Here is a 23,176-nt window from a genome sequence, read left to right as displayed (position 1 = left end):
GCTCAGTGCCCGCCCAGGTAGGCCCGCGCCAGCGCCGGATCGGCGGCGATGTCGGCGGACGTGCCCTGTGCCACGATGCGCCCGCTCTCCATGACGTAGGCGCGGTCGGCCAGCGCCAGCGCCAGTCCCGCCATCTGGTCCACCAGCAGCAGCGTCATGCCCTCGCCGCGCAGCCGGTCGAGCGCGGCAAACAGGTCGCCGATCACCTTGGGGGCCAGGCCCAGCGAAGGCTCGTCCAGCAGCAGGATGCGCGGGCGCGACATGAGCGCGCGCGCGATCGCCAGCATCTGCTGCTCGCCCCCGGAGAGCAGGCCAGCGCGCTGGTGGAGGCGTTCGCGCAGGCGTGGAAAACGCTGCAGCATCTCCTCCACCCGGGCCTCGCGCTGAGCGGGCTGCAGGAATGCGCCCAGGCGGATGTTGTCCAGCACGCTCAGTTCGGGGAACACCTGCCGGCCTTCGGGCACCAGCACCATGCCGCGCGCGACGATGGTTTCGGTGCCGGCCTGTGTCAGGTCCTCGCCTTCCAGGTGAATGCCCCCACCGCCCACCGGCCGGTGCAGCCCGCTGAGCGCGCGCATCAGCGTGGACTTGCCCGCGCCGTTGGCGCCCAGCAGCGCCACCGCCTCGCCGCGCCGCACCTGCAGCGAAATGCCGTGCAACACCGGCTCGGCGCCGTAGCCGGTAACCAGTTCGCCCACACCCAGCATCTCCTGCGCGGCCAGGCCCTGCGCCGCTGCCGCGCGCTGCGGCACGGCCTGAGGGTCCAGCGCGCTGCCCAGGTAAGCCTGCTGCACCGCCGGATCGGCCTGCACCTGGGCCGCACTGCCCGCGGCCAGCCACTGGCCTGCGTCCAGCACCACCACGTGGTCTGAAATCCCCATCACCAGCGCCATGTCGTGCTCCACCAGCAGCACGCCCAGCCCGGCGTCGGCGATGCGGCGCAGCAGCGCGGCCAGCGCCGCCTTGTCCTCGCGCGAAAGGCCGGCGGCCGGTTCGTCGAGCAGCAACACCTCCGGATCGAGCGCGAGCGCGCGCGCGATCTCCACCAGCCGCCGGTCCACGTGCGGCAGATCGGCCGCGCGGACTTCGGGTGAACCGCCATACCCGCACCAGGCCAGCAACGCACGCGCCCGTGCCCGCGCGTCGGCCGAACCCAGCCTCGCGCGACCGAACAGCGGACCCAGGCGTCCGCGCCCCAGCGCCAGGGTCACGTTGTCCTCCACGCTGAGGCTGCCGAAGAGCTGCGAGGTCTGGTAGCTGCGCGCGATGCCCCGCCGCGCCAGCCGCATCGCGGCCTGACCGGTCAACACATGGCCTCCCAGCGTGAAGCCTCCCGCAGTGGGCTTGTAGTAGCCGCTCAGCACATTGAGCGCCGTGGATTTGCCCGCGCCATTGGGACCGATCAGGCTGGTGACGGCGGCGCTGTTCGCCTGCAGGTTCAGGGTATCGACGGCGCGCACGCCGCCGAACTGCATGGTCAGGCCCTGCGCCGCGAGTGCCTGCCGCGCGCGCACTGGCAGGCTGAAGCCTTCCGGTGCCTGGGCCAACCCGGGTGCGGCCTGCGCAGGGCCCCGCAGGCGTTCCAGCCAGCGCCGCATGAAACCGGCCACGCCATCGGGCGCGGCCCACAGCACCACCAGCAACAGGCCGCCGAAGAACAGCAGGCGGTACTCCTCCAGGCTGGAAAGCAGTTCGGGCAGCAGACCGACGATGAGGGCGCCCACCAGAGGGCCCGCCACCGAACCCGCGCCACCCAGCATGACGACCAGCACGAAGAGGATGGACTGCACGAAGCCAAAGGTGTGCGGCGTGACAAAGCCCGACAACGGCGCGAACAGGCCGCCGGCGAGCCCGGCGCAGGCCGCCGACAGCGCGAACGCCACGACCTTGATGGCCAGCGGGTTCAGGCCGATCGACTCGGCCGCGGTCTCGCTGTCGCGCACCGCGCGCATGGCCGCGCCCCAGGTGCCGCGCGAGAGCCAGGCAAAGCCTGCCAGCACCAGCGCCACGCACGCCAACGCCAGCAGCGCGACGGCACGTTCCCCCTGAGCCAGCGGCCCCAGCGCGGGCGCGGCGATGCCCATGATGCCGTTCTGTCCTCCGGTCAGGTCACGCATCTCCACGATGGCGTGCTCCACGATGAAGCCGAAAGCAATGGTGATCATGGCCAGGTAAGGGCCCTTCACGCGCAGCGCTGGCACCGCCAGCAGCGCGCCCATGGCGCCGGCCATCAGCGCGGCCAGCGGCCAGGCCAGCCAGAAGTCCAGCCCGGCCTTGCCGGTGAGGATGGCCACGGCATAGGCGCCTATGGCGTAGAAACCCACGTGGCCGAACGAGACCTGCCCGCTCAGGCCCATGAGCAGGTTCAGCCCCACGCCCACCAGCGCCAGCAGCGCGACGTTGGCCAGCACGAAGACGTGGTAGGGGTTGACGGTGAGCGCCAGCACGGCGCCCGTGCCGAACAGCAGCGCCAGCGTGGCGAGCTGGCCCGGCGTGCCCAGGCCCAGCCAGAGGCGGGAAGGTTGAGCGGGGTGGTTCATACCTTCTTCACCTCCGCGCGGCCGAACAGGCCGTTGGGGCGCGCAGCCAGCGCCACGATGACCAAGCCAAAGGTGATGATCTGGGTGTAGCCCGAGCCCAGCGTGCTGGTGACCAGCGCCTCGATCATGCCGAACAGCAGGCCCGCGAGCATCACGCCCCAGGCACTGGTGATGCCGCCCAGGATGGCGACGGCGAACGCCTTGAGGCCGAACAGCGTGCCCATGTCCGAGGCGACATTGAACAGCGGCGCGATCAGCACGCCCGCGATGCCGGCAAACAGCGCCGAAAGCGCGAACGCCAGCGCGATGGCGCGGCGAATGGGTATGCCCATGAGCCGCGCGGCCGAAGGGTTTTGCACCACCGCGAGCATGCCCGTGCCCCAGCGCGTGCGCCGCGACAGCATATGCAGCAGGCCGGCCAGCGTGAGGCCCACAACCGGGATCAGCAGTTGCAGCGGGTACAGCCCCAGGCCAATGCCGCCCAGGTCCAGCGGCGTCTGCGCCAGCGGCGAGGGCAGGCTGCGCGGCTCCTTGCCGAAGGTGAAGAGCACGAGGTTGTCCAGCACGATGCCCAGGGCCACCGTGGCCATCAGCCAGGCGTCCGAACCCCGGCGCGCGAACGGCCGCACCGCCACCGCCTCGACCACCAGGCCGTAGAGCGCGCACAACGCCAGCGCGAGCAGGATGGCCAGTCCCGGCGGCCAGCCCAGCGTCTGGGCAAAGGTGAAGGTCAGCACGGCGCCCAGCATCATCGAGCTGCCCTGGGCAAAGTTGACCGTGCCCGAGACGGCATAGGTCACGTAGAAGCCCAGGGCCATCAACCCGTACATGCTGCCCAGGCCCAGGCCGCTGATCAGCGCTGACAACAACATGCCGGGGCCTAGTTCTTCACCGGCAGGATGCGGTTGTCGATGAACTGCGCCCAGACATAGTCGCTCGACGTCACCGCGTCGTGCACACCGGGCTTGAACGGCTGCTCATAGGTCTTGATCAGGCCCTCGTACCTGCCGATCTTGTAGAAGCCCTGCCGGATCGCGTCGCCTTCGGTGGAACCGGCGGCCGCGATGGCGAGCGCGGCGAGCATCATGCCGTCATAGGCATTGGCCACGCCCACCGCCGGCGTGATGTCGTCCGGGCCCTTGATGGACGGGTACTTCGCCTTGAGCGCCGCGATGACCTTCTCGCCCACGGGGCCCTGCGGGCCAAAGAAGCTGTAGGTCTGCACGAAGTGCACGTTCTTTCCGTTCGGTCCGGCCAGTTCGGTGAAGCGGCCTCCGGCGGGTCCCCAGTGGGAAACGATCGGCACCTGCCAGCCCATGCGGTCCAGCGACTTGACCACCTGCGCCGAGGGGCCCACGTTGCCCACCATGAACAGCGTGTCCGCTCCGGCAGCCTTCAGACGCGTGAGCTGGGGCACCACGTCCACGTCGTTGCCCTCGAATTTCTCCACGCCCACCGCCTTCATGCCCTTGGCCGCCAGCGCAGCGTGCAAGCCCTTCTCGTTGGACTCGCCCCAGGGGTTGTTCACCAGGATCATGCCGGGCCGGGTGGACTTGAAGTTCTTCTGCGCGTAGTCGAGCATGCCGACGTTGACGATTTCATCCACCGCCGAAACGCGGAAGGCGAAGTTGGGATTGGCGCCGTTCTTGGTGATCGGCGTTCCCGCGGCCCATGGCCCCATGAACGGCACCTTCTCCTGGTTGATCAGCGGCACGATGGCCATGGAAACCGGCGTGTCCAGGCCGCCAAAGATCACGGCGACCTTTTCGCGGTAGATCAGTTCGCGCGCCGCGACCACGCCCTTGGCCGGATTGGCCTCGTCATCGCGGCGCACCAACTCCAGCTTGCGCCCACCCAGCAGGCCGCCCTTGGCGTTGATCTCGTCGATGGCAACGGTAAGCCCGCGCGTGATGGCCTCGCCCGCCAGCGCCGACTGGCCCGAGAGCGCGGTGATGAGACCGATCTTGATCGGATCGGCTGCCTGTGCGGGCAAGGCCCAGAGCGAGCAGGCGATCGCGGCACTGACGGCCAGCAGACGGCGGCGGGACGGGTGGGCGGTGAGGGTCATCGCGGATCTCCAGAAAGGGTTGAACACATGGCTGGCCAACGCGCCGCCATGCCCGACCTGGGATGCAAGCACCATGCCAACGTCAACAAACAAAGAATAAAATTGTCGACATATATAGATAAGTTTTGCAGACCATCTGGCACACCACTTGCTCACATCACAGCCATGCACCGTGCAGGACGCACCCACGCTCCAAAGCGGTGCCTCACTGGAGAACCTTGATGACCGACACGCCAGATCCGTGCATTCCCGTCGAGCCGTCCGACCCGGCCGGCATCGTGGACGAGTACCTGCGCATCCTGATGATTCCGGACCCCAAGGGCGCAATGCGCTTCGTCGCACCGGACCTGCGCATCCGCTTCACCGGCGGGCGAGCCATGAGCGCCCCGGCCGAGTGCGCGGCCTTCAACGCCCGGCGCTACGCCTGGGTGAAGAAGCGCGTCGACCGCACCGAGGTCGTGGCGGGCGGCTCGCCGCAGGAGACCGTGGTCTATAGCCTGGGCACGCTTCATGGCGCCTGGCCGGACGGCACGCCTTTCGAGGGCAACCGGTACGTGGACCGCTATGTGGTGCGCGACGGCCTGATCACGCAAATGGACGTGTGGAACGACAGCGCCGAGTGGCTGCTCTCGCGCGCCGGCCTGGCGCAGGACTGAAGCCGCGATGAGCCCCATGCTGACCTACGACGGCGCCCTGCCACACCACGGCCGCTTCGACTACCAGCCCATCACGCGGCGGGCCGATCACGTCTGGCCCAACGGCGCACGGCTGGCCGTCTACCTCGGCTTCAACCTGGAGCACTTCGCCTTCGGCGAAGGCATGGGCGCCAGCATCGGCCCCGCATCGCCTCAGCCCGACGTGCTCAACCACAGTTGGCGCGAATACGGCAACCGCGTGGGCGCCTGGCGCTGCATGGAGCTGTTCGACCAGCTTGCCCTGCCTTGCGCCACGCTGCTCAACACCGCCCTCTACACGCATTGCCCGGAACTGGTGGCGGCCTGTGCGGCACGCGGCGACGAACTGGTCGGCCACGGACACACCAACGCGGAACGCCAGGGCACGCTCGCCGAGGCCGAGGAAGCCCGGCTGCTGGCCCTGTGCCGCGACCAGATCGCCCAGCACAGCGGCACGGCGCCCACGGGCTGGCTCTCGCCGTGGATCTCGGAGAGCGCGCTCACGCCCGACCTGCTGGCCGAAGCGGGCTACCGCTACACCCTCAACTGGTGCCACGACGACCAGCCGGTGGCCATGCGCACGCGCAGCGGCCGACGCCTGTGGTCCGTGCCCTATCCGCAAGAAGTCAACGACATCCCCATGATCGTGGCCCGCCAGATGGACGGCAAGGATTTCGCGCAGCTGATCGTGGACAACTTCGACGAAATGCTGGATCAGGCGCGACGCCAACCGCTGGTCATGGGCGTAGCCCTGCATCCCTACATCGTGGGACAGCCCTACCGCCTGCGCCACCTGCGCCGCGCGCTGGAACACCTGGCCCGCGCCCGCGACGCCGGCAGCATCTGGTTCACCACCCCCGGCGCCATCTGCGAGGCCGCCGAACAACTCACTCCCCTGCCATGAACCGCATCGCCTCCCCCGCGCTCACCGACCTGCCCCTGGACATCAACGACACCGTGGGGGCCTGGGTGCCACACGGCCGCTTCCTGCGGCCTGGGCGCGCGGCCGGCCCGCTGGTCGGCCTGCGCTTCGCGGCCAAGGACGTGTTCGACGTCGCGGGCCACCCCACGGGTGCAGGCAACCCCGCTTGGCTGGCCAGCCATCCCGTGCCCGCCGTCAGCAGCCCGCTGGTGGACGCGCTGCTGCAGGCCGGCGCGGCCCTGGCCGGCAAAGTGCTCACCGATGAGCTCGCCTACAGCATCCACGGCGACAACCTTCACTACGGCACGCCGGTGAACAGCGCCGCGCCAGGCCGCGTGACCGGAGGCTCTTCCAGCGGCTCGGCCGCCGCCGTGGCGGCAAGGCTGGTCGATGTGGCTCTGGGCACCGACACCGGCGGCTCCACCCGCGTGCCGGCGAGCTACTGCGGGCTCTGGGGCCTGCGCACCACGCACGGCCTGCTGCCCACCGATGGCCTGGTACCGCTGCACCCGCTGTTCGACACCCCCACCTGGCTGGCCCACGACGCGCGCACCTTCGAGCGCGTGGCCGATGTGCTGCTGGCGCCTTCGGCATGGACGCCCCGGCGCGTGATCGAACCGGTCGACGCCTGGGCCGAGGCCGACGCCGTGTTCCAGCCGGCGCTGTCCACCGCGCGCGACGCCCTGGCCCTGCTGCTGCAGGCGCCCGTACAAACGCTGGCCGCCGCCGGGGCCGAAGGACTGGACGCGTGGCGCCAGACCTATGTCACCGCGTCCGCCCACGACGGCTGGCAGACGCACGGCGAATGGATCTCGACGCACGACCCGGGCTTCGCGCCACCGATCGCGGCGCGCTGGCGCTTCGCCAGCACCGTGGGCGCCGAAGACGCCCAGGCCGCGCGCGCGCGCGCCGAAGGCATCCGCGAACGCGTGCGCCAGTGGCTGGGCGACGACGGCGTGGCCGTGCTGCCCTCCGCCGCCAGCCTGGCGCCGCTGCGCGACGCGGACCCCGCTGCCGTGGATGCGGTGCGCCTGCGCACGCTGCGCATCACCTGCATCGCCGGGCTGGCCGGCCTGCCGCAGGTCAGCCTGCCACTGCAGAGCCCCGAGGGCGTGCCACTGGGCGTCTCGCTGCTCGGGCCGGCCGGCAGCGACCGCGCGCTCATCGGCCTCGCGGTCAGGCTGTGGCAAGCTATGCGGCCGTGAAGCCACCCGCCCCCTTGCGCCACCATGCCACGCAACCCGAAGAAACCCGCTGAGCGCAAGCCCCTTGTCTCCGATGCCGCCCAGGTGCCCTTGCCCAGCGGCGCGCTCTCGGCCGCGACCGGGGGCGAGACCGCCGAAGACCGGATCTACCAGGCGGTATTCGACAGCGTGATGGGCCAGCGCCTGGCGCCCGGCACCAAGCTGCCCGAAGCCGCCCTGTGCGAACTCTTCGACGCCAGCCGTTCCACGGTACGCCAGGCCCTGCAACGGCTGGCGCACGACCACATCGTTCAGCTCCGCCCCAACCGCGGCGCCATCGTGGCGGTGCCCACGCCAGAGGAAACGCGCCAGATCTTCGAGGCTCGGCGCGGCCTGGAAGCCGCGCTGGTGCGGCTGGCGGCGCAGCACCTCACCAGCGCCGACCTCCAATCCCTGCGCGCACAGCTCAAGGCCGAGCAGGACGCGATGCACCGCTTTGACCAGCCCGCCTGGGCGCGCCTGGCCAGCAGCTTCCACCTCAAGCTGGGCGAACTGGGCCGCAACCCCATACTGCAGCGCTACCTGGTCGAGATGGTCTCGCGCTGCTCGCTGATCGTCGCCCTCTACGAGCCGCCGGGCAACGCCTGCTGCGAGCACGACGAACACGAGGCCATCGTCACCTGCCTCGAGAAAGGCGATGCCGAAGGCGCGGCCCGCCTGATGGACGAACACCTGCGTGTGCTCGAGCGCAATGTCAGCCTGCGCAGCGAGGCCCGCGCGCCAGGCCTGCGGGAACTGCTGGGCCTCTGAATCCGGCGGGCGGCTGTCGAAACGCGGCCGGCTGCTTCGTCGTGCTGGCAAGGGCACCGGTGAACAAGCGCCGGATACGCCCGATACTGTTCCGGGAAACCGCCCGCACCGAAAGGAGACCCCCATGTCCTCGACCGACGACCGCACTGTCCGCTTGCACCGCGTGCTTCGCACGCCGCCTGAAAAGGTCTACCGCGCCTTCCTGGAAGCGCGCGCCATGAGCAAATGGCTGCCGCCGCACGGCTTCACCTGCGACGTGCACCACCTGGAGGCGCGCGTGGGCGGCAGCTTTCGCATGTCGTTCCACAACTTCACCACCGGCAACGGCCACTCGTTCAGCGGCGAGTACCTGGAGCTGGTGCCCAACGAGCGCATCCGCTACACCGACCGCTTCGACGACCCCAACCTGCCGGGCACGCTGCAGGTGGAAGTGCGCTTGCGCGCGGTGTCGTGCGGCACCGAGCTCAGCATCGAGCAATCGGGCATTCCGGCGGTGATCCCGCTGGAGATGTGCTACCTGGGCTGGCAGGAGTCGCTCACGCAACTGGCGGCGCTGGTCGAGCCGCACATCCCGGACTGAGCCGGCGCTGCGGCGTTCAGCCGCGCGCCACGAAGGCGGCGAAACCCTGGACGAACTCGCCCAGTTGGCGGCGCACGGCGTCGTCCTGAAGCTGGCCGTCCTCGCCGAAGACCGCCTGCGCCCGCGAGACCATCAGGCGCCCGCCGCTCCAGTGGCGGGTGCCGAGCGTGCGCAGCACCTGCAGCCAATGGGCTTGGCCCATGATGGTGCCAAAGCCGCCTGGCGAGGCCCCGATGACCGCCACCGGGCGGTCGCGGAACACATCGGGCAGGCCCGGCGTGGGCCGCGAGAGCCAGTCCACCGCGTTCTTGAACACGCCGGGAATGCCGTTGTTGTACTCCGGGCTCACAAGCAGCAGACCGTCGCTGGCCAGGATGCGCTCCTTGAGCGCACGCACGGCCTGCGGCGTGCCCTCGCGCTGCTCCAGGTCGCCGTCGTAGAGCGGAATGCCGTGCAGCGTGGCCGCGTCCAGTTGCGCCGCATCGCCCGCCAGGGGCTGGGCCGCGCGCAGCAGCGCGGTGTTGAACGAACCGGCGCGAAGGCTGCCGGAGATACCGAGAAGCTTGACCATGGGCGAGATCCTTTCTGTTGAAGAGGTCCGGACTCAGCGCGCCGCCGCGGACCGCCAGAACTCCTCGCGTCCGTACTCGTGCTTGAGGAAGTCGATCCACAGGCGCACGCGCAGCGCGAGGTGCTTGCGCTGCGGGAACAGCGCGTAGATCCCATTGGGGGGCGCGGCATAGCCGTCGAGCACGCTCTCCAGCCGGCCGGCGGCGATGTCGGCCTCCACCTCCCAGGTGCTGCGCCAGGCGATGCCGTAGCCGGCCAGGCACCACTCGCGCAGCACCTGCCCGTCGGTGCAATCCAGCGGGCCGCCAGGGCGCATGTGCACGATCTCGGCCTCGGCGCCGGGCGAGGCCGGGGGCATCGCAAACGCCCAGCCACGCGTCTGTGAGGCGTCGCTGGACAGCACCAGGCAGTCGAAGCGCGCGAGGTCCGCCGGCGTCTGCGGGCGGCCATGCTGCTGCAGGTAGCGCGGCGTGGCCACGCACAGGCGGCGGTTGTCGGCCAGGCGCACGCTCACCAGCGAGGAGTCCGGCAGGTCGCCCACCCGCACCGCGCAGTCGTAGGCCTCGCCGGCCACGTCCACCACGCGGTCGCTCAGGTTCAGCGAGATGGTGACCTCGGGATGCAGTTCGTGGAAACGCGGCACCAGGGGCGCGACATGCCGCCTCCCGAAGCCAGCCGGCGCGGTGATGCGCAGGTGCCCGCTGGCCTTCACGCCCCCCGCGCTGACACTGGCTTCCGAATTGGCGATGTCCACCAGCAGGCGTTGGCAATCTTCCAGGAAGGCGCTGCCTTCGTGCGTGAGTGTGATGCGCCGCGTGGTGCGCACCATGAGCTTGACGCCCAGCCGGGCTTCGAGCGCATCGAGCCGGCGCCCGATGATGGCCGGGGCCACGCCCTCGGCCTTGGCGGCGGCGGTGAGGCTGCCGCGGGTGGCCACCGCCACGAAAGTTTCCAGTTGCTTGAGTTTGTCCACGCAGGGCAGATTACGGCAGTTTCATGTAACTCTCAATGGAGTTTTTTGGTTTATTGATGACTTTTTGTTGGTTTTTCTGTGTTCTCCCCACCTATCCGCCCTTGACCACCGTCCGGCTCAGGCGCGCCACTTCCTGCGGCCCATACCCCAGCGCTCCCAGCAACTCCGCGCTGTGCTCCCCGAGCCGGGGCGGACTGCGCCGCACGCCCAGACGTTCACCGTCCAGGGCCAGCGGCAGCAGCACGGTCTGCGCGGTCTGCCCGGCGCGTTCGCCGTCGGGCAGGGTGATGGGCGCCAGGCCGCCGGTGGCCAGCAGGTGGGGGTCGTCCAGCAGTTCGTGGGGCCGCGTGATGGGGGCGAAGGGCAGGCCGTGCCGTTCGAACAGCTCGGCCAGGTCGGCCGCCTTCTGCTGCGCCAGCCGTTCGCGCAGCAGCGGTATGAGCCAATCGCGTGCGCGCACGCGGTCGTTGTTGCTCTGCAGCCGCGCATCGGCCTGCAGGTCCTGGTAGCCGAAGGCTTCGCAGAAGATCGCCCATTGGGTATCGCTCACCACGGCCAGGAAGATCTGTTCACCGCCCTGCACCTGGAAGACGTCGTAGATGCCCCAAGAGGAGATGCGGTCGGGCATGGGCGCGGCCGGCTTGCCGGTGACGGCGTACTGCATCATGTGCTGCGCGACCAGGAACACGTTGTTCTCGAACAGCGAACTCTGCACCTCGCAGCCCTCGCCGGTCTGTTCGCGCGCGCGCAGCGCCGCCATCACGCCGATGGCGCCGAACAGGCCGCCCATGATGTCGTTGACGGAGGAGCCGGCACGCAGCGGGTCGCCGGGACGGCCGGTCATGTAGGCCAGGCCGCCCATCATCTGCACCACCTCGTCCAGCGCGGTGCGGTGGTCGTAGGGACCGGGCAGGAAACCCTTGTGGCTGACGTAGATCAGGCGCGGGTTGTCCGCGCGCAGGCTTTCGCAGTCCAGCCCCAGCTTCTTCATGGTGCCGGGTTTGAAGTTCTCGCTCACCACGTCGGCGGTGGCAATGAGTTTGCGCACGGCTTCGCGGCCTTCGGGTGTCTGCAGGTCCAGCACCACGCTCTTCTTGTTGCGGTTGAACAGGGGGTAGAAGCCGGCGCCCGAGCCCAGCAGGCGGCGCGTGTTGTCGCCCGCTGGCGTCTCGACCTTGATCACCTCGGCCCCGAGGTCGGCCAGGACCATGCCGCAGGTGGGGCCCATGACCATGTGGGTGAATTCGACAACGCGGATGCCTTCGTAGGGGAGCTTTTTCATGGTGCGGGAGGGTGGGTGAGGGCTTCGACAGGCTCAGCCCGAACGGACGCGGTTTGGTGGGAACGGGAGGGGTCGGCAAGGGCGGCGGGGTCAGGCCGTCTGACCGAGCGGCCAGCCCTTGGGCAGGCCGGCTTCGGGTGTCATGCCGTACACCGGCTCGCCGGGCAGGCCGGCCTGGAGCGGCGCGCGCGCCGCGATGAGTGCCTCGATGTCCACGCCGGTGCGCACGCCCATGGCCTCGAACATGAACACCAGGTCTTCGGTCACGACGTTGCCCGAGGCGCCTGGCGCATAGGGGCAGCCACCGAGGCCGCCGAGCGAGGCGTCGAAGGTGCGCACACCCACGTCGTAGGCCGCCAGGCAGTTGGCCAGGCCGAGCCCTCGCGTGTTGTGCATGTGCGCGGCACCGGCGCGTTCGCCGAGTTCGGCGCGCAGCCGCGTGAACAGCCGGCGCACCTGGGCCGGGTTCGCCATGCCGGTGGTGTCGGACAGGCCCACCTCGTCCACCCCGGCGCCGGCGCAGGCCACCGCCAGGCGGATCACCGCGTCTTCCTCGACCACCCCCTGCAGTGTGCAGCCGAAGGCGGTGGAGAGCCCGACCTCGACCGCCATGGCCGGCGCCTGCGCCGCGCGCAGCGCCACCACCTCGCGCAGCTCATCCACCATCTGCGCTGGCGAGCGCCGCACATTGGCCAGCGAATGGGCCTCGCTCACCGAGACCGGCAGCGTGATCTTGTGCGCGCCCGCCGCCACGGCGGCCTGCGCCCCGCGCAGGTTGGGCACCAGCGCCATCACCGTCAAGCCCGCATGCCGCCGGGCGTGGGCCACGACCTCGGCCACATCGGCCATCTGCGGCAGCAGCTTCGCCGGTACGAAGGAGCCGACCTCGATCTCGCGCAGGCCGGCGGCCACCAGTGCGTCGATCCAGCGCAGCTTGTCGGCCGTCGGCATGGTGGCCTTCACCGACTGCAGGCCGTCGCGCGGGCCCACCTCGCTGACGAGCACATCGGGTTTCGGGGCATTCATGGTCAGGGAACTTTCGGGCTTGCGTTCTGTACATCAGAACGTTATTCTGTAGAAATCCAGAATGGCAGAGCCTCCCGCCACTGTCAACCTCCATGCCCCGCAAAGCCCAGACCCCTTCCATCGCCGACACCCATGCCGCCCGCGGCGGCGCCGCGGCCGTGGACCGCGCGCTCTCGCTGCTGGCCGCCTTTCGCGCGGAGGACGACGCTCTGCCGCTGGCCGAACTGGCCGCGCGCACCGGCCTCTACAAGAGCACCGCGCTGCGCCTGCTGGCTTCGCTGGAGCACGCCCGGCTGTTGCAGCGGCTGGACGACGGCCGCTACGCGCTGGGCGGCGAGGTCGCGCGGCTGCACGGCATCTATGCGGCCTCCTTCTCGCTGGACCGCATCGTCATGCCGGTGCTGCGCCAACTCGTGGCGGCCACCGGCGAGAGTGCGGCCTACCACGTGCGGCAGGGGAAAGCACCGCACCAAAGCCGGCTGTGCCTGTACCGCGTGGACTCGCCACACCCGGTGCGCGACCACATCCGCGCGGGCGATGTGCTGCCCCTGCACAAGGGCACCGGTGGGCGCGTGCTCAGCGCCTTCGGCGCGGGCGACGACAGCCGGGGGGCTCCCACGGCCAGCGAGCGCCGGCTGTATGCGCGCATCCGTGCCGAGGGCTACATGACCGCCGTGGGCGACCGCCTGGCCGAGGTCGCGGGTGTGTCGGCCCCGGTTTTTCACGCCGACGGCTCCATCGCCGCGTCGCTCACGCTGACCATGCCGGCGCACCGCTACCACGAACGGCACGTCGCCCAAGTGCTGGCCGCGGCCAGGCAGCTCGGCGGCCGGGTGGGCTGAGAGGTCAGGCGGCCACGTCGCCCAGCACGTCGATCACGCGCCAGCCGTTGGCCAGGGCATGGCGCTGCAGCAGCGCGTCCGGGTTGACCGCGACGGGGTGGCCCACGCTGCTGAGCAGAGGCAGGTCGTTGATGGAGTCGCTGTAGAACCACGCGGCGTCGAGCAGGCGCGAGGACAGGCCCTGTGCGTCTATCACACTGTTGTTGGCGGTGGTCAGCAACAGCGTGTGACCCGCCCGGCAGTGGGTCTGCCACCACAGCATGCGCGGTGCCCGCCTGAGCGGCCCGTACACTCCACGGCCATGCAGCTCAAGATCGTCGTCTACTCCAAATCCGCCTGCCCGCAATGCGAGTCGGCCAAGATGTTGCTCAAGTCCCGCTCCATGGATTTCGAGGAAATCCGGATCGACGACGAGGCCGAACGCATGGCCTTCTACGAGAAGTGCGGGCCGTCCGTGCGGCAGATGCCCCAGATCTTCATCAACGACCAGCGCGTCGGCGGCCTCTCCGGCCTGCAGGCGGCGCTGGCCCAGATCGGCCGCTGACGCGGCCCGCGCTCAGGCGCTCGCCAGCGCGCTCTTGAGTGCCGAGGCCAGGGGCGTGGTCGGGCGGCCCAGCAGCGCGCTGAGCTGGTGGCTGTCGTCGAACAGCGCGCCCTTGGCCGCACCGGCGTCGGAGTCGGCCAGCAGGTCGGCGAACGCCTGCGGCAGGCCAGCCCCGGCGAGCGCGGCGGCGAAGTCGGCCTGAGGCAGGTCCTGGTAGCGCACGTTGCCGCCGGTCTGGCGGTTCAACTCGTCCACCAGGCCAGCCAGCGTGTAGGCGGTGTCGCCGGCCAGTTCGTACACCCGGTTGCCCGCGACGGGCTGGGTCAGCACCGCGGCCGCCGCGCCCGCGTAGTCGGCGCGCGTGGCCGAGGCGATGCGCCCCTCGCCGGCCGCGCCGATGAACACGCCATGCTGACGCGCGACGGGCACGCTGGCCAGGTAGTTCTCGGTGTACCAGCCGTTGCGCAGCAGCACGTGCGGCAGTCCCGACGCCAGGATCAGCGCCTCCGTCTCGCGGTGCTCCACCGCCAGGCCCAGCGGGGAACGGTCGGCGTGCAGCAGGCTGGTGTAGACGAGCTGGCGCACACCGGCGGCGCGCGCCGCGTCGATCACCGCGCGGTGCTGGGTCAGGCGCTGGCCGACTTCGCTGGACGAGATGAGCAGCACGCGTTCGGCACCGGCCAGCGCCGGGCCCAGGGTCTGCGGCCGGGTGTAGTCGGCCTCGCGCACGACGATGCCGCGTGCGGCCAGCGCGCCGGCCTTGGCCGGGTTGCGCACCGCGGCGACGATGCCGGACGCCGGCACGCCGCGCTGCAGCAGTTGTTCGATGACGATCTGGCCCAGTTGGCCGGTGGCGCCGGTGACGACGATCATGGTGATGCTCCTGAGGGATGAAGTTGCGATGAACGCACTGTAGGCCGCCAAATCGAGTACTAGAATGCATGAAAGTACTTTTTTCATGTCTTTCCGTTCAGGACTTCAAGACCATGGACACCGATCTCCTCAGCGCCGCCCTGCGCGACACCGGCCTTTCGCGCCGCCTGCTCGACCTCAGCGAACTCGGCTCCGGCAAGGCGCTGCGCTTCCCCTGCGAGCGCAGCATCGGCCTGCACGCGGTGCTGCGCGGGCAGGTGCACCTGCATGCGCCCGGCCTGCCCGAGCCCCTGGTGCTGGAACACGGGGACGTGGCCGTCATGGCCCGGGGCTGCGACCACGTGCTCAGTGTCCAGCCCAGCCTGCAGGGCCTGGCGGTGGAGCGCATCGGCGTGCGCAACCCGGCGCCGGTCGATCCGTCCGCCCACACCGGCACGGTGCTCAGCAGCGCCTACCAGCTCTGGCACACACCGCTGCACCCGTTCTTCAGCGAGATGCCCGCCTGGTCGGTGCTGCGCGCATCGGAACTGCCGCGCCTGGGCCCGCTGGCGCTGCTGGGCGGCCTGCTGCAGGCCGAACTCGGGGGCAGCCAGCCTGGCGTGGACATGGCCACCCAGGGCCTGCTGGACCTGCTCTTCACCTACGCGTTGCGCGAGGTGATGGCGCGCTGCGCGAACGCGCGCGCGGGCTGGAGCCAGGCGGTGCGCGACCCCCAGGTTGGCCGCGTGCTGGCGCTGATGCACGACCAACCCGCCCACGCCTGGACACTGGACGAACTGGCCCGCCGCGCCGGCCTCTCCCGCACCGCGCTGGCCGAGCGCTTCCGCCAAGCCATGGGCGACACCCCGCTGAACCATCTGCGCACGCTGCGCATGCAGCGCGCGATGAAACTGCTGAGCGAGACCAGCCAGCCGCTGGAAGCCGTGGCCACCACCGTGGGCTACCAGGACGCGTTCAGCTTCTCCAAGGTGTTCAAGCGCACCGTGGGCGCGTCGCCACGCGCCTTCCGCCAGCAGGACGCTGCCGAGCGGAACATGGCCTGGCGTTTCCAGGCGGGGTGAGTCGACCTGACCGCCCACCCAATAACAAATATATATGTTTGTTTTTTCATGAATAAGATAATATTTATGTCATGTCAAAACGATCGCCCGCTCTGGATGCCATCCCGCCCGCCGCGCGCGCGCACCTGCACCAACTGGGCGAGCACCTCGCCATCGCGCGCAAGCGCCGCCGCGAACCTCTGAGGGACTGGGCCCAACGCATCGGCGTCTCCGAGCCCACGCTCATGCGGATGGAACGGGGCGATCCAAGCGTCTCCATGGGGGTGTATGCCACGGCGCTGTGGCTGGTCGGCCGCTCCGAGGCGCTGGGCGCACTGGCTGCACCCGAACACGACCTGGGCGCCCTGGAAGACGCTGTGCGCGCAGCCAGGGCACGCTCGGTACGGCAGCGCCCCTCGCTGTATGGCCCGGCCGTTCTGGCGGATCCGGACCAGGAAGGGGATGCACCGGCATGATCGCGTTCGACCTCCGGCAATACCAACCCGGGGAATCGTTGTTCCTCTGGTGGCTTGCCCATCCAGAGGCCCCACGCCTGGTCGGCGAATTGCGCACGGCACGTGTACTGCAAGGCGTCTCGCTGACGTACGCCAAGGCCTGGCGTGAGTCCGGCTTCCCGTTGAGCGAGGACCTGCCGCTGATCGCCGGCGAGTTCCTGCCCCGCGAGCGGGAGTCCGCCGCCGGCGCGGTGGACGACGCGCGGCCGGACCGCTGGGGCGAGCGGGTCATCCGCATGCTGGACAAGCCGCCACGGCTGTCGGTGCTGGACTTCCTCTTCTACGCTGGCGACGAACGCTTCGGTGCGCTGGGCGTGTCGGTATCCGCCAGTGCGTACGTGGCGCGCGACACCGGCCCCCTGCCACAACTGGCCGATGCCGCGGAGATGGAACGGCTCGCCCACCGCGTTCTGGCCGGCGAACCCGTACCGCCCGAACAGCAGCGGCTGCTCCATCCCGGCGCCACCCTGGGCGGGGCTCGTCCCAAGACTCTGCTGACGCTGCAAGGCGCGCCCTGGGTGATCAAGTTCAACGAGCCCGGCGACCCATTCGACACGTCGCTGGTCGAGCATGCCGCGATGACGCTGGCTGCGCAGGCGGACATCCGCGTGGCGCACACGCTGCCGGTGCCACTGCCGCGCGGCCATGCCGTGGCCATACGGCGCTTCGACCGCGAGGCGGGCCTGCGCAGGCATGTCCTGTCGGCCAACGTGGCGCTCAGGGCCGCCGGCGAGGCGCCGGGCTATCCGGAACTGGCCCAATGGCTGCGCCGGCGCGGGGTGGCGGCCGGGGGCCGGTACAAGGCCCAGATGCAAGAGTTGTTCCGGCGCATGGTGTTCAACATCCTGATAGACAACACCGACGACCATGAAAAGAACCATGCGCTGCTGATGGACAGCAGCGGGGCGTACGAGCTCTCGCCGGCCTTCGACGTGCTGCCCAGCGGTCAGGCGCTGGGCTACCAGCAGATGCGCGTGGGCAAGGCAGCGGCCGACGCGACGCTGGACAACGCGCTCTCCGAATGCAGCCTGTTCGGCCTGAAGCGGCCGGATGCCGTGGCGCAGGTACAGCGTGTCTGTCAGGTGCTGGCCGGCTGGCAGGCACACTTCGCACAGGCGGGTGTGCGCGACGCGGACATCGCCTCGCTGGCCCTGCAGATCGACCGCCCTTTCCTGCGCGATCAGCGTCAGGCCTACGGCGAATGACATCGCACGCGTCATTACCATCATCAAAGTCACAGATAAACCGCAAAAAACGGATTTAATGGCGGCCCCAGTATGGAATACAGTGCTTCCATGGGTCGCGGCGCGCGCGGTGCGCCGACCCCTTCCTGGTCCGGTTTTTGCCTTTCCGCACACGCCTTTCCCCCTCGATGGAGCCCACCATGACAACGCAGCAACAGCGCACGCAGATCCACGGTTTGCAGGTCGACACCGAACTGTTTCAGTTCATCAACCGCGAGGTGCTGCCCGGCACCGGCGTGGACGAAGCGGCGTTCTGGAAGGGCTTTGACGCCATCGTGGCCGACCTCGCGCCCAAGAACGCGGCACTGCTGGCCGAACGCGACCGCCTGCAGGCCGAACTGGACAAGTGGCACAGCGCCAACCCGGGCCCGATCCGCGACATGGCCGGCTACCGCAAGTTCCTGGAGACCATCGGCTACCTCGTGCCCGCACCCAAGGGCGCCAAGGCCACCACGAAGAACGTGGACGACGAACTCGCGGTGCAGGCCGGCCCGCAGCTGGTGGTGCCCATCCTGAACGCACGCTACGCGCTCAACGCGGCCAACGCGCGCTGGGGCTCGCTGTACGACGCGCTGTACGGCACCGACGTGATCGCCGAGGACAAGGGCTGCGGCAAGGTCGGCCCCAAGGGGGGCTACAACCCCAAGCGCGGCGCCAAGGTCATCGAGTACGCGCGCTACGTTCTGGACCGCACCGCACCGCTGAAGAAGGGCTCGCACGTCGGCTCCACCGGCTACAGGATCAACAAGGACGGCGACCTGGTGGTCTCGCTGGCCGACGGTGGCACCAGCAAGCTCGTGGACAAGTCGCAGCTGGTCGGCTACCAGGGTGACGCGAAGAAGCCCACCGCGGTGCTGCTGCGCCACAACGGCCTGCATCTGGAGATCCAGATCCGCCCGGACACGCCGATCGGCAAGACCGATGCGGCCGGCGTGAGCGACCTCGTGATCGAGGCAGCGCTCTCCACCATCCTGGACCTGGAAGACTCCGTGGCCGCCGTGGATGCAGAAGACAAGCTGCTGGCCTACCGCAACTGGCTGGGCATCCTGCAGGGCACGCTCACCGAGTCGTTCGAGAAGAGCGGCAAGGTGCTCACGCGCGGCCTCAACGGCGACCGCGAATACACCACGCCCGATGGCCGCAAGACCGTGCGCCTGCATGGCCGCTCGCTGCTGTTCGTGCGCAACGTCGGCCACCTCATGACCAACCCGGCCATCCTCTGGGGCGCCGAGGGCAAGGAGATCCCCGAGGGCATCATGGACGCGGTCGTCACTACCGCGATCGCACTGCACGACCTGCAGCGCGGCAAGAAGGCCGCCATCCGCAACTCGCGCAAGGGCTCGGTCTACATCGTCAAACCCAAGATGCACGGCCCGCGCGAGGTGGCCTTTGCCGCCGAGCTGTTCGAGCGCGTCGAGAAAGTGCTGGGCCTGCCGCAGAGCACGGTCAAGCTCGGCATCATGGACGAAGAGCGCCGCACCTCGATCAACCTCAAGGCCTGCATTGCCGCCGCCGCCAGCCGCGTGGCCTTCATCAACACCGGCTTCCTCGACCGCACCGGCGACGAGATGCACACCGCCATGCTCGCCGGCCCCATGGTGCGCAAGGGCGACATGAAGACCAGCGCCTGGATCCAGGCCTATGAGAAGAACAACGTGCTGGTGGGCCTGTCCTGCGGCCTGCGCGGCAAGGCACAGATCGGCAAGGGCATGTGGGCCATGCCCGACCTGATGAAGGCCATGCTGGAGCAGAAGATCGCCCACCCCAAGGCCGGCGCCAACACCGCCTGGGTGCCCAGCCCCACCGGGGCCACCCTGCACGCGCTGCACTACCACCAGGTGCTGGTGAGCGAGGTGCAGAAGGGCCTGGAGAAGACCGACGCCGACGCCGAGCGCGACAACCTGCTCACCGGCCTGCTCACCATCCCCGTGAGCAGCAACCCGAGTTGGACCGATGCCGAGAAGCAGCAGGAGTTGGACAACAACGTCCAGGGCATCCTGGGCTACGTGGTGCGCTGGGTCGACCAGGGCGTGGGCTGCTCCAAGGTGCCCGACATCAACGACGTCGGCCTGATGGAAGACCGCGCCACGCTGCGCATCTCCAGCCAGCACATCGCCAACTGGCTGCACCACGGCATCGTCACGGAACAGCAGGTGCGCGAGACCTTCGAGCGCATGGCCGCCAAGGTGGACAAGCAGAACGCCGGCGACAAGCTCTACAAGCCCATGGCCGGCAACGTGAAGACCAGCATGGCCTACCAGGCCGCGCTGGACCTGGTGTTCAAGGGCAAGGAACAGCCCAGCGGCTACACCGAGCCGCTGCTGCACGCCTGGCGACTGAAGGTGAAGGCAGCGGGCTGAACCGTCATTTATCCTTGCGGATCGGGAGCATCGCTCCCTGATCTGCAAGGTGGCGTGCTCCGGGGAGCGCGCCGTACCCAGGACCCCCGATGATCCACACCCCCAAGACCCTCGGCGGCATGCTCGTCGCGCCGCACCACCTGGCCGCCCAGGCCGGCCGCGACGTGCTGCGCGACGGCGGCAATGCGGTGGAGGCGATGGTGGCCGCCGCCGCGGCCATCGCGGTCGTCTATCCGCACATGAACGCCATCGGCGGCGACGGCTTCTGGCTCATCCACGAGCCCGGGCAACTGCCGGTGGCCATCGACGCCGCCGGCCCGGCCGCCGCGCTGGCCGACATGGCCTTCTACAACGGCCTGGCGGAGATCCCGGCGCGCGGGCCCACCGCCGCGCTCACCGTGGCCGGCACGGTGGACGGCTGGGCGCGCGCGCTGGAGGTGGCCGCCACCTGGGGCGGCACCGCGCTGCCCTTGCCGCGCCTGCTGGCCGACGCGGTGCGCCATGCGCGCGATGGCGTGGCCGTCACCGAAAGCCAGGCGCGCCTGACCCTTGAAAAGCTCGACGGCCTGCGCCACGCGCCCGGCTTCGCCGAGACCTACCTCGTGGGTGGCCTGCCCCCCGCCGTGGGCGACATCCTGCTCCAGCCCGCGCTGGGCCGCACGCTGGCGCAACTGGGCGAACGCGGGCTGGACGATTTCTACCGCGGTGAACTGGGCGCGCGCATGGCCGCCGAGCTGGAGCAACTGGGCAGCCCGCTGCGCGCCACCGACCTCGCCGCGTACCGCGCGCGCATCGTCACGCCGCTGGCGGTGCGGCTGAACGACAGCACGGTCTACAACCTGCCACCGCCCTCGCAAGGCCTGTCGGCGCTGATGATCCTGGGCCTGTTCGAGCGCCTGGGCGTGACCGAGGGCGAAGGCTTCGCCCACCTGCACGGGCTGGTGGAGGCCACCAAGCGCGCCTTCCGCGTGCGCGAGCGCGTGGTCACCGACCCGCAGCGCCTGCCGGCCGATCCGCAGAGCCTGCTGGAGCCGGCGGCGCTGGACGCGCTGGCCGCGCAGATCGATCCGCGAAAAGCCTTACCCTGGCCCGACCCGGCCGCGCCCGGCGACACCATCTGGATGGGCGCCATCGACGCGCGAGGCCGCGCGGTCAGCTTCATCCAGAGCGTGTACTGGGAGTTCGGCTCGGGCACGGTGCTGCGCGACACCGGTGTCTGCTGGCAGAACCGGGGCACCAGCTTCTCGCTCGACCCGCGCTCGCTCAATGCGCTCACGCCGCTGCACCGGCCGTTCCACACGCTCAACCCTTCGCTGGCGGTGTTCGACGACGGCCGCACCATGCCTTTCGGCACCATGGGCGGCGAAGGCCAGCCACAGACGCAGGCCGCCGTCTTCACCCGCTATGCGCGCTTCGGCCAGAGCCTGCAGCAGGCGGTGAGCGCGCCGCGCTGGCTGCTCGGCCGCACCTGGGGCGAAGGCAGCACCTCGCTCAAGCTGGAAAACCGCTTCGCCCCCGAACTGCAAGCCGCGCTGCGCGAAGCCGGCCACGTGGTGGACGTGCTGCCGGAGGCCTACAGCGACACCATGGGCCACGCGGGCGCGCTGGTGCGCCACGCCAACGGCCTGATCGAAGGCGCGGCCGATCCCCGCAGCGACGGCTGCGCGGCGGGGGTGTGAACGCCTCCAGCGGCCTGGGCGGCCGCCTCTTCTTCATCGACGCGCTCAAGGCACTGGGCTCGCAGTTCATCGTGCTGCACCACCTGGCCTTCTACGGTCCCATGTCGGACTGGACGCACCGCATCGCGCCCGACCTCGTGGCCTGGTTCAGCCAGGACGCGCGCATGGCCGTGCAGGTGTTCCTGGTGGTGGCCGGCTTCCTGGCCGCGCGCAGCCTCGCGCCCGACGGCGTGCTGCTGCCGCGCCGACCCCGGCGCCTGCTGTGGCAGCGCTATGTGCGCGTGGCGCTGCCCTACATCGCCGCGCTGCTGGTGGCCATGCTCTGCACGGAACTGGCCCGCCGGGCCATGACGCACGACTCGCTGCCGGACAGGCCCCACCTGGACCAGTTCATCGCTCACGCCCTGCTGGTGCAGAGCGTGCTGGGCATGGAATCGCTCTCGGCCGGCGTCTGGTATGTGGCGATCGACTTCCAGCTCTACGCGCTGCTGCTGGGCCTGCTCTGGCTGGCCCGCCACGGCCCGGCGCAGGACCGCTTGCCGGTGCCCTGGGTCAAGCTCCTGGCCGCCGTGCTCGTGGTGGCCTCGCTGTTCCACTTCAACCGCGAACCCGAGTGGGACAGCTGGGCCCTCTACTTCTTCGGCGCCTACGGCCTGGGCGTGATGACCCACTGGTGCACGCGCAGCGAAGCGGTCTGGCACGCCAGCGGCCGCTGGGTCATGGCCGCGCTGGTGGCCGCCACGCTGCTGGCGCTGGCCATCGACTTCCGCACCCGCATCGCGCTGGCGCTGGTGGTGAGCATGCTGCTGGGCCTGGCCCAGTTGCAGGGCTGGCTCCACACCTGGCCGCGCAGCCGCGTGGTGGCCTACCTGGGGCGCATCTCGTACTCGGTGTTCCTGCTCAACTTTCCGGTCGCGCTGGTGGTCAACGCGCTGTTCACCCGCTACGCCAACCCCGACCCGCTGGTCCAGACGCTGGGTGTGCTGCTGGCCTGGCTGGCCTGCAACGCGGCGGGCGCGCTGTTTCACCACACGGTGGAGCTGCGCCTGAGCCAATGGGGCCGCACGCGTGGCCCGCTGCCGGCCATGGCCTGATCCGGGCGGGCACAAATCCACGCCACGCTGAGGCAGATCAAGGTCGGGAACGGCTTTGAAACTACCATAGCCCCATGCCAGCGCCTCCCCTGCCCGAGATCGATCCCACCCGCTGCCCGCTCTGCGGCCAGGACAACCGCTGCGCCATGGAGATCGAACGCGCCACCGGCCAGGCGCAGCCGCCCTGCTGGTGCGTGAGCACCACCTTCCCCCCCGGCCTGCTGGACCAGTTGCCCGCGCAGGCCCGCGGCAAGGCCTGCCTGTGCGCGGCCTGCGTGGCCCGGGCCGCGGCCGCCCTGGCGGCCGCGCACCCGGGGTCCAAGCATGGCGGCCCCCCGCCCCCCCGCCCAGCCGCA

23 protein-coding genes are annotated in these 23,176 nt (G+C 70.0%); 14 read left to right on the top strand and 9 right to left on the bottom strand.

Translation table 11 applies throughout. The features are described from left to right. Window positions 1–2: 2 nt before the first annotated feature. Genes KIT53_RS16755 through KIT53_RS16745 form a run of 3 tightly spaced genes read right to left on the bottom strand, consistent with a single transcriptional unit; the run spans window position 3 to window position 4,608 of the window. A complete protein-coding gene (locus KIT53_RS16755; RefSeq protein ID WP_297754899.1) occupies window positions 3–2,540 on the bottom strand; it encodes an ATP-binding cassette domain-containing protein in 2,538 nt (845 codons plus the stop codon). After that, on the bottom strand, window positions 2,537–3,412 hold the full coding sequence (locus tag KIT53_RS16750) for a branched-chain amino acid ABC transporter permease (protein WP_297754896.1): 876 nt from the start codon (window positions 3,410–3,412) through the stop codon (window positions 2,537–2,539). Before KIT53_RS16750 ends, KIT53_RS16755 begins: the two co-directional genes overlap by 4 nt. An 8-nt stretch (window positions 3,413–3,420) precedes the next feature. Continuing rightward, entirely contained in the window at window positions 3,421–4,608 is a 1,188-nt protein-coding gene (locus KIT53_RS16745; RefSeq protein WP_297754893.1) for an ABC transporter substrate-binding protein, read from the bottom strand. Between the two features lie 221 nt (window positions 4,609–4,829). Here KIT53_RS16745 and KIT53_RS16740 point away from each other — a divergent pair, with 221 nt between their 5' ends. From KIT53_RS16740 to KIT53_RS16720, 5 genes are all read left to right on the top strand, one after another. Beyond that, entirely contained in the window at window positions 4,830–5,264 is a 435-nt protein-coding gene (locus KIT53_RS16740) for a nuclear transport factor 2 family protein (RefSeq protein ID WP_297754890.1), read from the top strand. A 16-nt stretch (window positions 5,265–5,280) separates the two neighbouring features. Continuing rightward, window positions 5,281–6,186, top strand: a complete 906-nt coding sequence (locus KIT53_RS16735; protein ID WP_297754887.1) for a polysaccharide deacetylase family protein — start codon at window positions 5,281–5,283, stop codon at window positions 6,184–6,186. Further along, a complete protein-coding gene (locus KIT53_RS16730) occupies window positions 6,183–7,409 on the top strand; it encodes an amidase (protein ID WP_297754884.1) in 1,227 nt (408 codons plus the stop codon). Before KIT53_RS16735 ends, KIT53_RS16730 begins: the two co-directional genes overlap by 4 nt. Window positions 7,410–7,433: 24 nt before the next feature. Further along, window positions 7,434–8,198: a GntR family transcriptional regulator gene (locus KIT53_RS16725; protein ID WP_297754882.1), complete on the top strand. Its 765-nt coding sequence runs from the start codon at window positions 7,434–7,436 to the stop codon at window positions 8,196–8,198. Window positions 8,199–8,322: 124 nt separating this feature from the next. After that, on the top strand, window positions 8,323–8,778 hold the full coding sequence (locus tag KIT53_RS16720; RefSeq protein ID WP_297754879.1) for an SRPBCC family protein: 456 nt from the start codon (window positions 8,323–8,325) through the stop codon (window positions 8,776–8,778). Window positions 8,779–8,794: 16 nt separating this feature from the next. Here KIT53_RS16720 and KIT53_RS16715 read toward each other — a convergent pair whose 3' ends face one another. The 4 genes from KIT53_RS16715 to KIT53_RS16700 all read right to left on the bottom strand — a co-directional run bounded on the left by KIT53_RS16715 (window position 8,795) and on the right by KIT53_RS16700 (window position 12,629). Then, the gene (locus KIT53_RS16715) at window positions 8,795–9,349 is read right to left on the bottom strand and encodes an NADPH-dependent FMN reductase (protein WP_297754877.1); all 555 of its coding nucleotides are present in this window, start codon (window positions 9,347–9,349) and stop codon (window positions 8,795–8,797) included. A 33-nt stretch (window positions 9,350–9,382) separates the two neighbouring features. Beyond that, window positions 9,383–10,321 carry a LysR family transcriptional regulator gene (locus tag KIT53_RS16710; RefSeq protein WP_297754874.1) on the bottom strand — a complete coding sequence of 313 codons (939 nt, stop codon included), beginning with the start codon at window positions 10,319–10,321 and terminating at the stop codon, window positions 9,383–9,385. Between the two features lie 91 nt (window positions 10,322–10,412). Continuing rightward, a complete protein-coding gene (locus KIT53_RS16705; protein WP_297754871.1) occupies window positions 10,413–11,603 on the bottom strand; it encodes a CoA transferase in 1,191 nt (396 codons plus the stop codon). A gap of 90 nt (window positions 11,604–11,693) precedes the next feature. After that, window positions 11,694–12,629 (bottom strand): hydroxymethylglutaryl-CoA lyase, encoded by a 936-nt coding sequence (locus KIT53_RS16700; protein WP_297754868.1) that lies wholly within the window; start codon window positions 12,627–12,629, stop codon window positions 11,694–11,696. A 92-nt stretch (window positions 12,630–12,721) separates the two neighbouring features. Here KIT53_RS16700 and KIT53_RS16695 point away from each other — a divergent pair, with 92 nt between their 5' ends. Continuing rightward, a complete protein-coding gene (locus KIT53_RS16695) occupies window positions 12,722–13,471 on the top strand; it encodes an IclR family transcriptional regulator (RefSeq protein ID WP_297754866.1) in 750 nt (249 codons plus the stop codon). A 4-nt stretch (window positions 13,472–13,475) separates the two neighbouring features. Here the strand turns inward: KIT53_RS16695 and KIT53_RS16690 are convergent, their stop codons facing one another. Next, a complete protein-coding gene (locus KIT53_RS16690; protein WP_297754864.1) occupies window positions 13,476–13,733 on the bottom strand; it encodes a hypothetical protein in 258 nt (85 codons plus the stop codon). A 39-nt stretch (window positions 13,734–13,772) separates the two neighbouring features. On the opposite strand from KIT53_RS16690, the gene KIT53_RS16685 reads away from it, so the two are divergent. Beyond that, on the top strand, window positions 13,773–14,015 hold the full coding sequence (locus tag KIT53_RS16685; RefSeq protein ID WP_297754862.1) for a glutaredoxin domain-containing protein: 243 nt from the start codon (window positions 13,773–13,775) through the stop codon (window positions 14,013–14,015). A 12-nt stretch (window positions 14,016–14,027) separates the two neighbouring features. Here the strand turns inward: KIT53_RS16685 and KIT53_RS16680 are convergent, their stop codons facing one another. Further along, complete coding sequence (locus tag KIT53_RS16680; RefSeq protein ID WP_297754859.1) at window positions 14,028–14,888, bottom strand: SDR family oxidoreductase; 861 nt, start codon at window positions 14,886–14,888, stop codon at window positions 14,028–14,030. Window positions 14,889–15,001: 113 nt separating this feature from the next. Between KIT53_RS16680 and KIT53_RS16675 the strand changes: the two genes are divergently transcribed. From KIT53_RS16675 to KIT53_RS16645, 7 genes are all read left to right on the top strand, one after another. After that, the gene (locus KIT53_RS16675; protein WP_297754856.1) at window positions 15,002–15,949 is read left to right on the top strand and encodes an AraC family transcriptional regulator; all 948 of its coding nucleotides are present in this window, start codon (window positions 15,002–15,004) and stop codon (window positions 15,947–15,949) included. 71 nt (window positions 15,950–16,020) lie between these two features. Continuing rightward, complete coding sequence (locus KIT53_RS16670) at window positions 16,021–16,404, top strand: XRE family transcriptional regulator (RefSeq protein WP_297754854.1); 384 nt, start codon at window positions 16,021–16,023, stop codon at window positions 16,402–16,404. Beyond that, the gene (locus KIT53_RS16665) at window positions 16,401–17,648 is read left to right on the top strand and encodes a type II toxin-antitoxin system HipA family toxin (RefSeq protein WP_297754852.1); all 1,248 of its coding nucleotides are present in this window, start codon (window positions 16,401–16,403) and stop codon (window positions 17,646–17,648) included. Before KIT53_RS16670 ends, KIT53_RS16665 begins: the two co-directional genes overlap by 4 nt. Before the next feature lie 179 nt (window positions 17,649–17,827). Continuing rightward, a complete protein-coding gene (locus KIT53_RS16660) occupies window positions 17,828–20,047 on the top strand; it encodes a malate synthase G (protein ID WP_297754847.1) in 2,220 nt (739 codons plus the stop codon). 89 nt (window positions 20,048–20,136) lie between these two features. Continuing rightward, entirely contained in the window at window positions 20,137–21,726 is a 1,590-nt protein-coding gene (locus KIT53_RS16655; RefSeq protein ID WP_297754845.1) for a gamma-glutamyltransferase, read from the top strand. Then, entirely contained in the window at window positions 21,723–22,820 is a 1,098-nt protein-coding gene (locus KIT53_RS16650) for an acyltransferase (RefSeq protein WP_297754842.1), read from the top strand. The genes KIT53_RS16655 and KIT53_RS16650 overlap by 4 nt, the downstream gene beginning before the upstream one ends. Before the next feature lie 74 nt (window positions 22,821–22,894). Continuing rightward, the coding region (locus KIT53_RS16645; RefSeq protein ID WP_297754838.1) for a cysteine-rich CWC family protein at window positions 22,895–23,176 on the top strand (282 nt) is incomplete at its 3' end.

Source organism: Hydrogenophaga sp. (assembly GCF_026125785.1).
Lineage (GTDB): Bacteria > Pseudomonadota > Gammaproteobacteria > Burkholderiales > Burkholderiaceae_C > Hydrogenophaga.
Note: the sequence above shows the minus strand (reverse complement) of the source record. Positions and strands in the feature narration are given on the sequence as shown.

Coding starts and splice junctions, on each gene's coding strand:
- KIT53_RS16685 (WP_297754862.1), top strand. CDS start 13,773: ATGCAGCTCAAGATCGTCGTCTACTCCAAATCCGCCTGCCCGCAATGC.
- KIT53_RS16730 (WP_297754884.1), top strand. CDS start 6,183: ATGAACCGCATCGCCTCCCCCGCGCTCACCGACCTGCCCCTGGACATC.
- KIT53_RS16705 (WP_297754871.1), bottom strand. CDS start 11,603: ATGAAAAAGCTCCCCTACGAAGGCATCCGCGTTGTCGAATTCACCCAC.
- KIT53_RS16745 (WP_297754893.1), bottom strand. CDS start 4,608: ATGACCCTCACCGCCCACCCGTCCCGCCGCCGTCTGCTGGCCGTCAGT.
- KIT53_RS16655 (WP_297754845.1), top strand. CDS start 20,137: ATGATCCACACCCCCAAGACCCTCGGCGGCATGCTCGTCGCGCCGCAC.
- KIT53_RS16700 (WP_297754868.1), bottom strand. CDS start 12,629: ATGAATGCCCCGAAACCCGATGTGCTCGTCAGCGAGGTGGGCCCGCGC.
- KIT53_RS16680 (WP_297754859.1), bottom strand. CDS start 14,888: ATGATCGTCGTCACCGGCGCCACCGGCCAACTGGGCCAGATCGTCATC.
- KIT53_RS16740 (WP_297754890.1), top strand. CDS start 4,830: ATGACCGACACGCCAGATCCGTGCATTCCCGTCGAGCCGTCCGACCCG.
- KIT53_RS16720 (WP_297754879.1), top strand. CDS start 8,323: ATGTCCTCGACCGACGACCGCACTGTCCGCTTGCACCGCGTGCTTCGC.
- KIT53_RS16725 (WP_297754882.1), top strand. CDS start 7,434: ATGCCACGCAACCCGAAGAAACCCGCTGAGCGCAAGCCCCTTGTCTCC.
- KIT53_RS16755 (WP_297754899.1), bottom strand. CDS start 2,540: ATGAACCACCCCGCTCAACCTTCCCGCCTCTGGCTGGGCCTGGGCACG.
- KIT53_RS16675 (WP_297754856.1), top strand. CDS start 15,002: ATGGACACCGATCTCCTCAGCGCCGCCCTGCGCGACACCGGCCTTTCG.
- KIT53_RS16690 (WP_297754864.1), bottom strand. CDS start 13,733: ATGCTGTGGTGGCAGACCCACTGCCGGGCGGGTCACACGCTGTTGCTG.
- KIT53_RS16670 (WP_297754854.1), top strand. CDS start 16,021: ATGTCAAAACGATCGCCCGCTCTGGATGCCATCCCGCCCGCCGCGCGC.
- KIT53_RS16665 (WP_297754852.1), top strand. CDS start 16,401: ATGATCGCGTTCGACCTCCGGCAATACCAACCCGGGGAATCGTTGTTC.
- KIT53_RS16695 (WP_297754866.1), top strand. CDS start 12,722: ATGCCCCGCAAAGCCCAGACCCCTTCCATCGCCGACACCCATGCCGCC.
- KIT53_RS16750 (WP_297754896.1), bottom strand. CDS start 3,412: ATGTTGTTGTCAGCGCTGATCAGCGGCCTGGGCCTGGGCAGCATGTAC.
- KIT53_RS16660 (WP_297754847.1), top strand. CDS start 17,828: ATGACAACGCAGCAACAGCGCACGCAGATCCACGGTTTGCAGGTCGAC.
- KIT53_RS16735 (WP_297754887.1), top strand. CDS start 5,281: ATGCTGACCTACGACGGCGCCCTGCCACACCACGGCCGCTTCGACTAC.
- KIT53_RS16715 (WP_297754877.1), bottom strand. CDS start 9,349: ATGGTCAAGCTTCTCGGTATCTCCGGCAGCCTTCGCGCCGGTTCGTTC.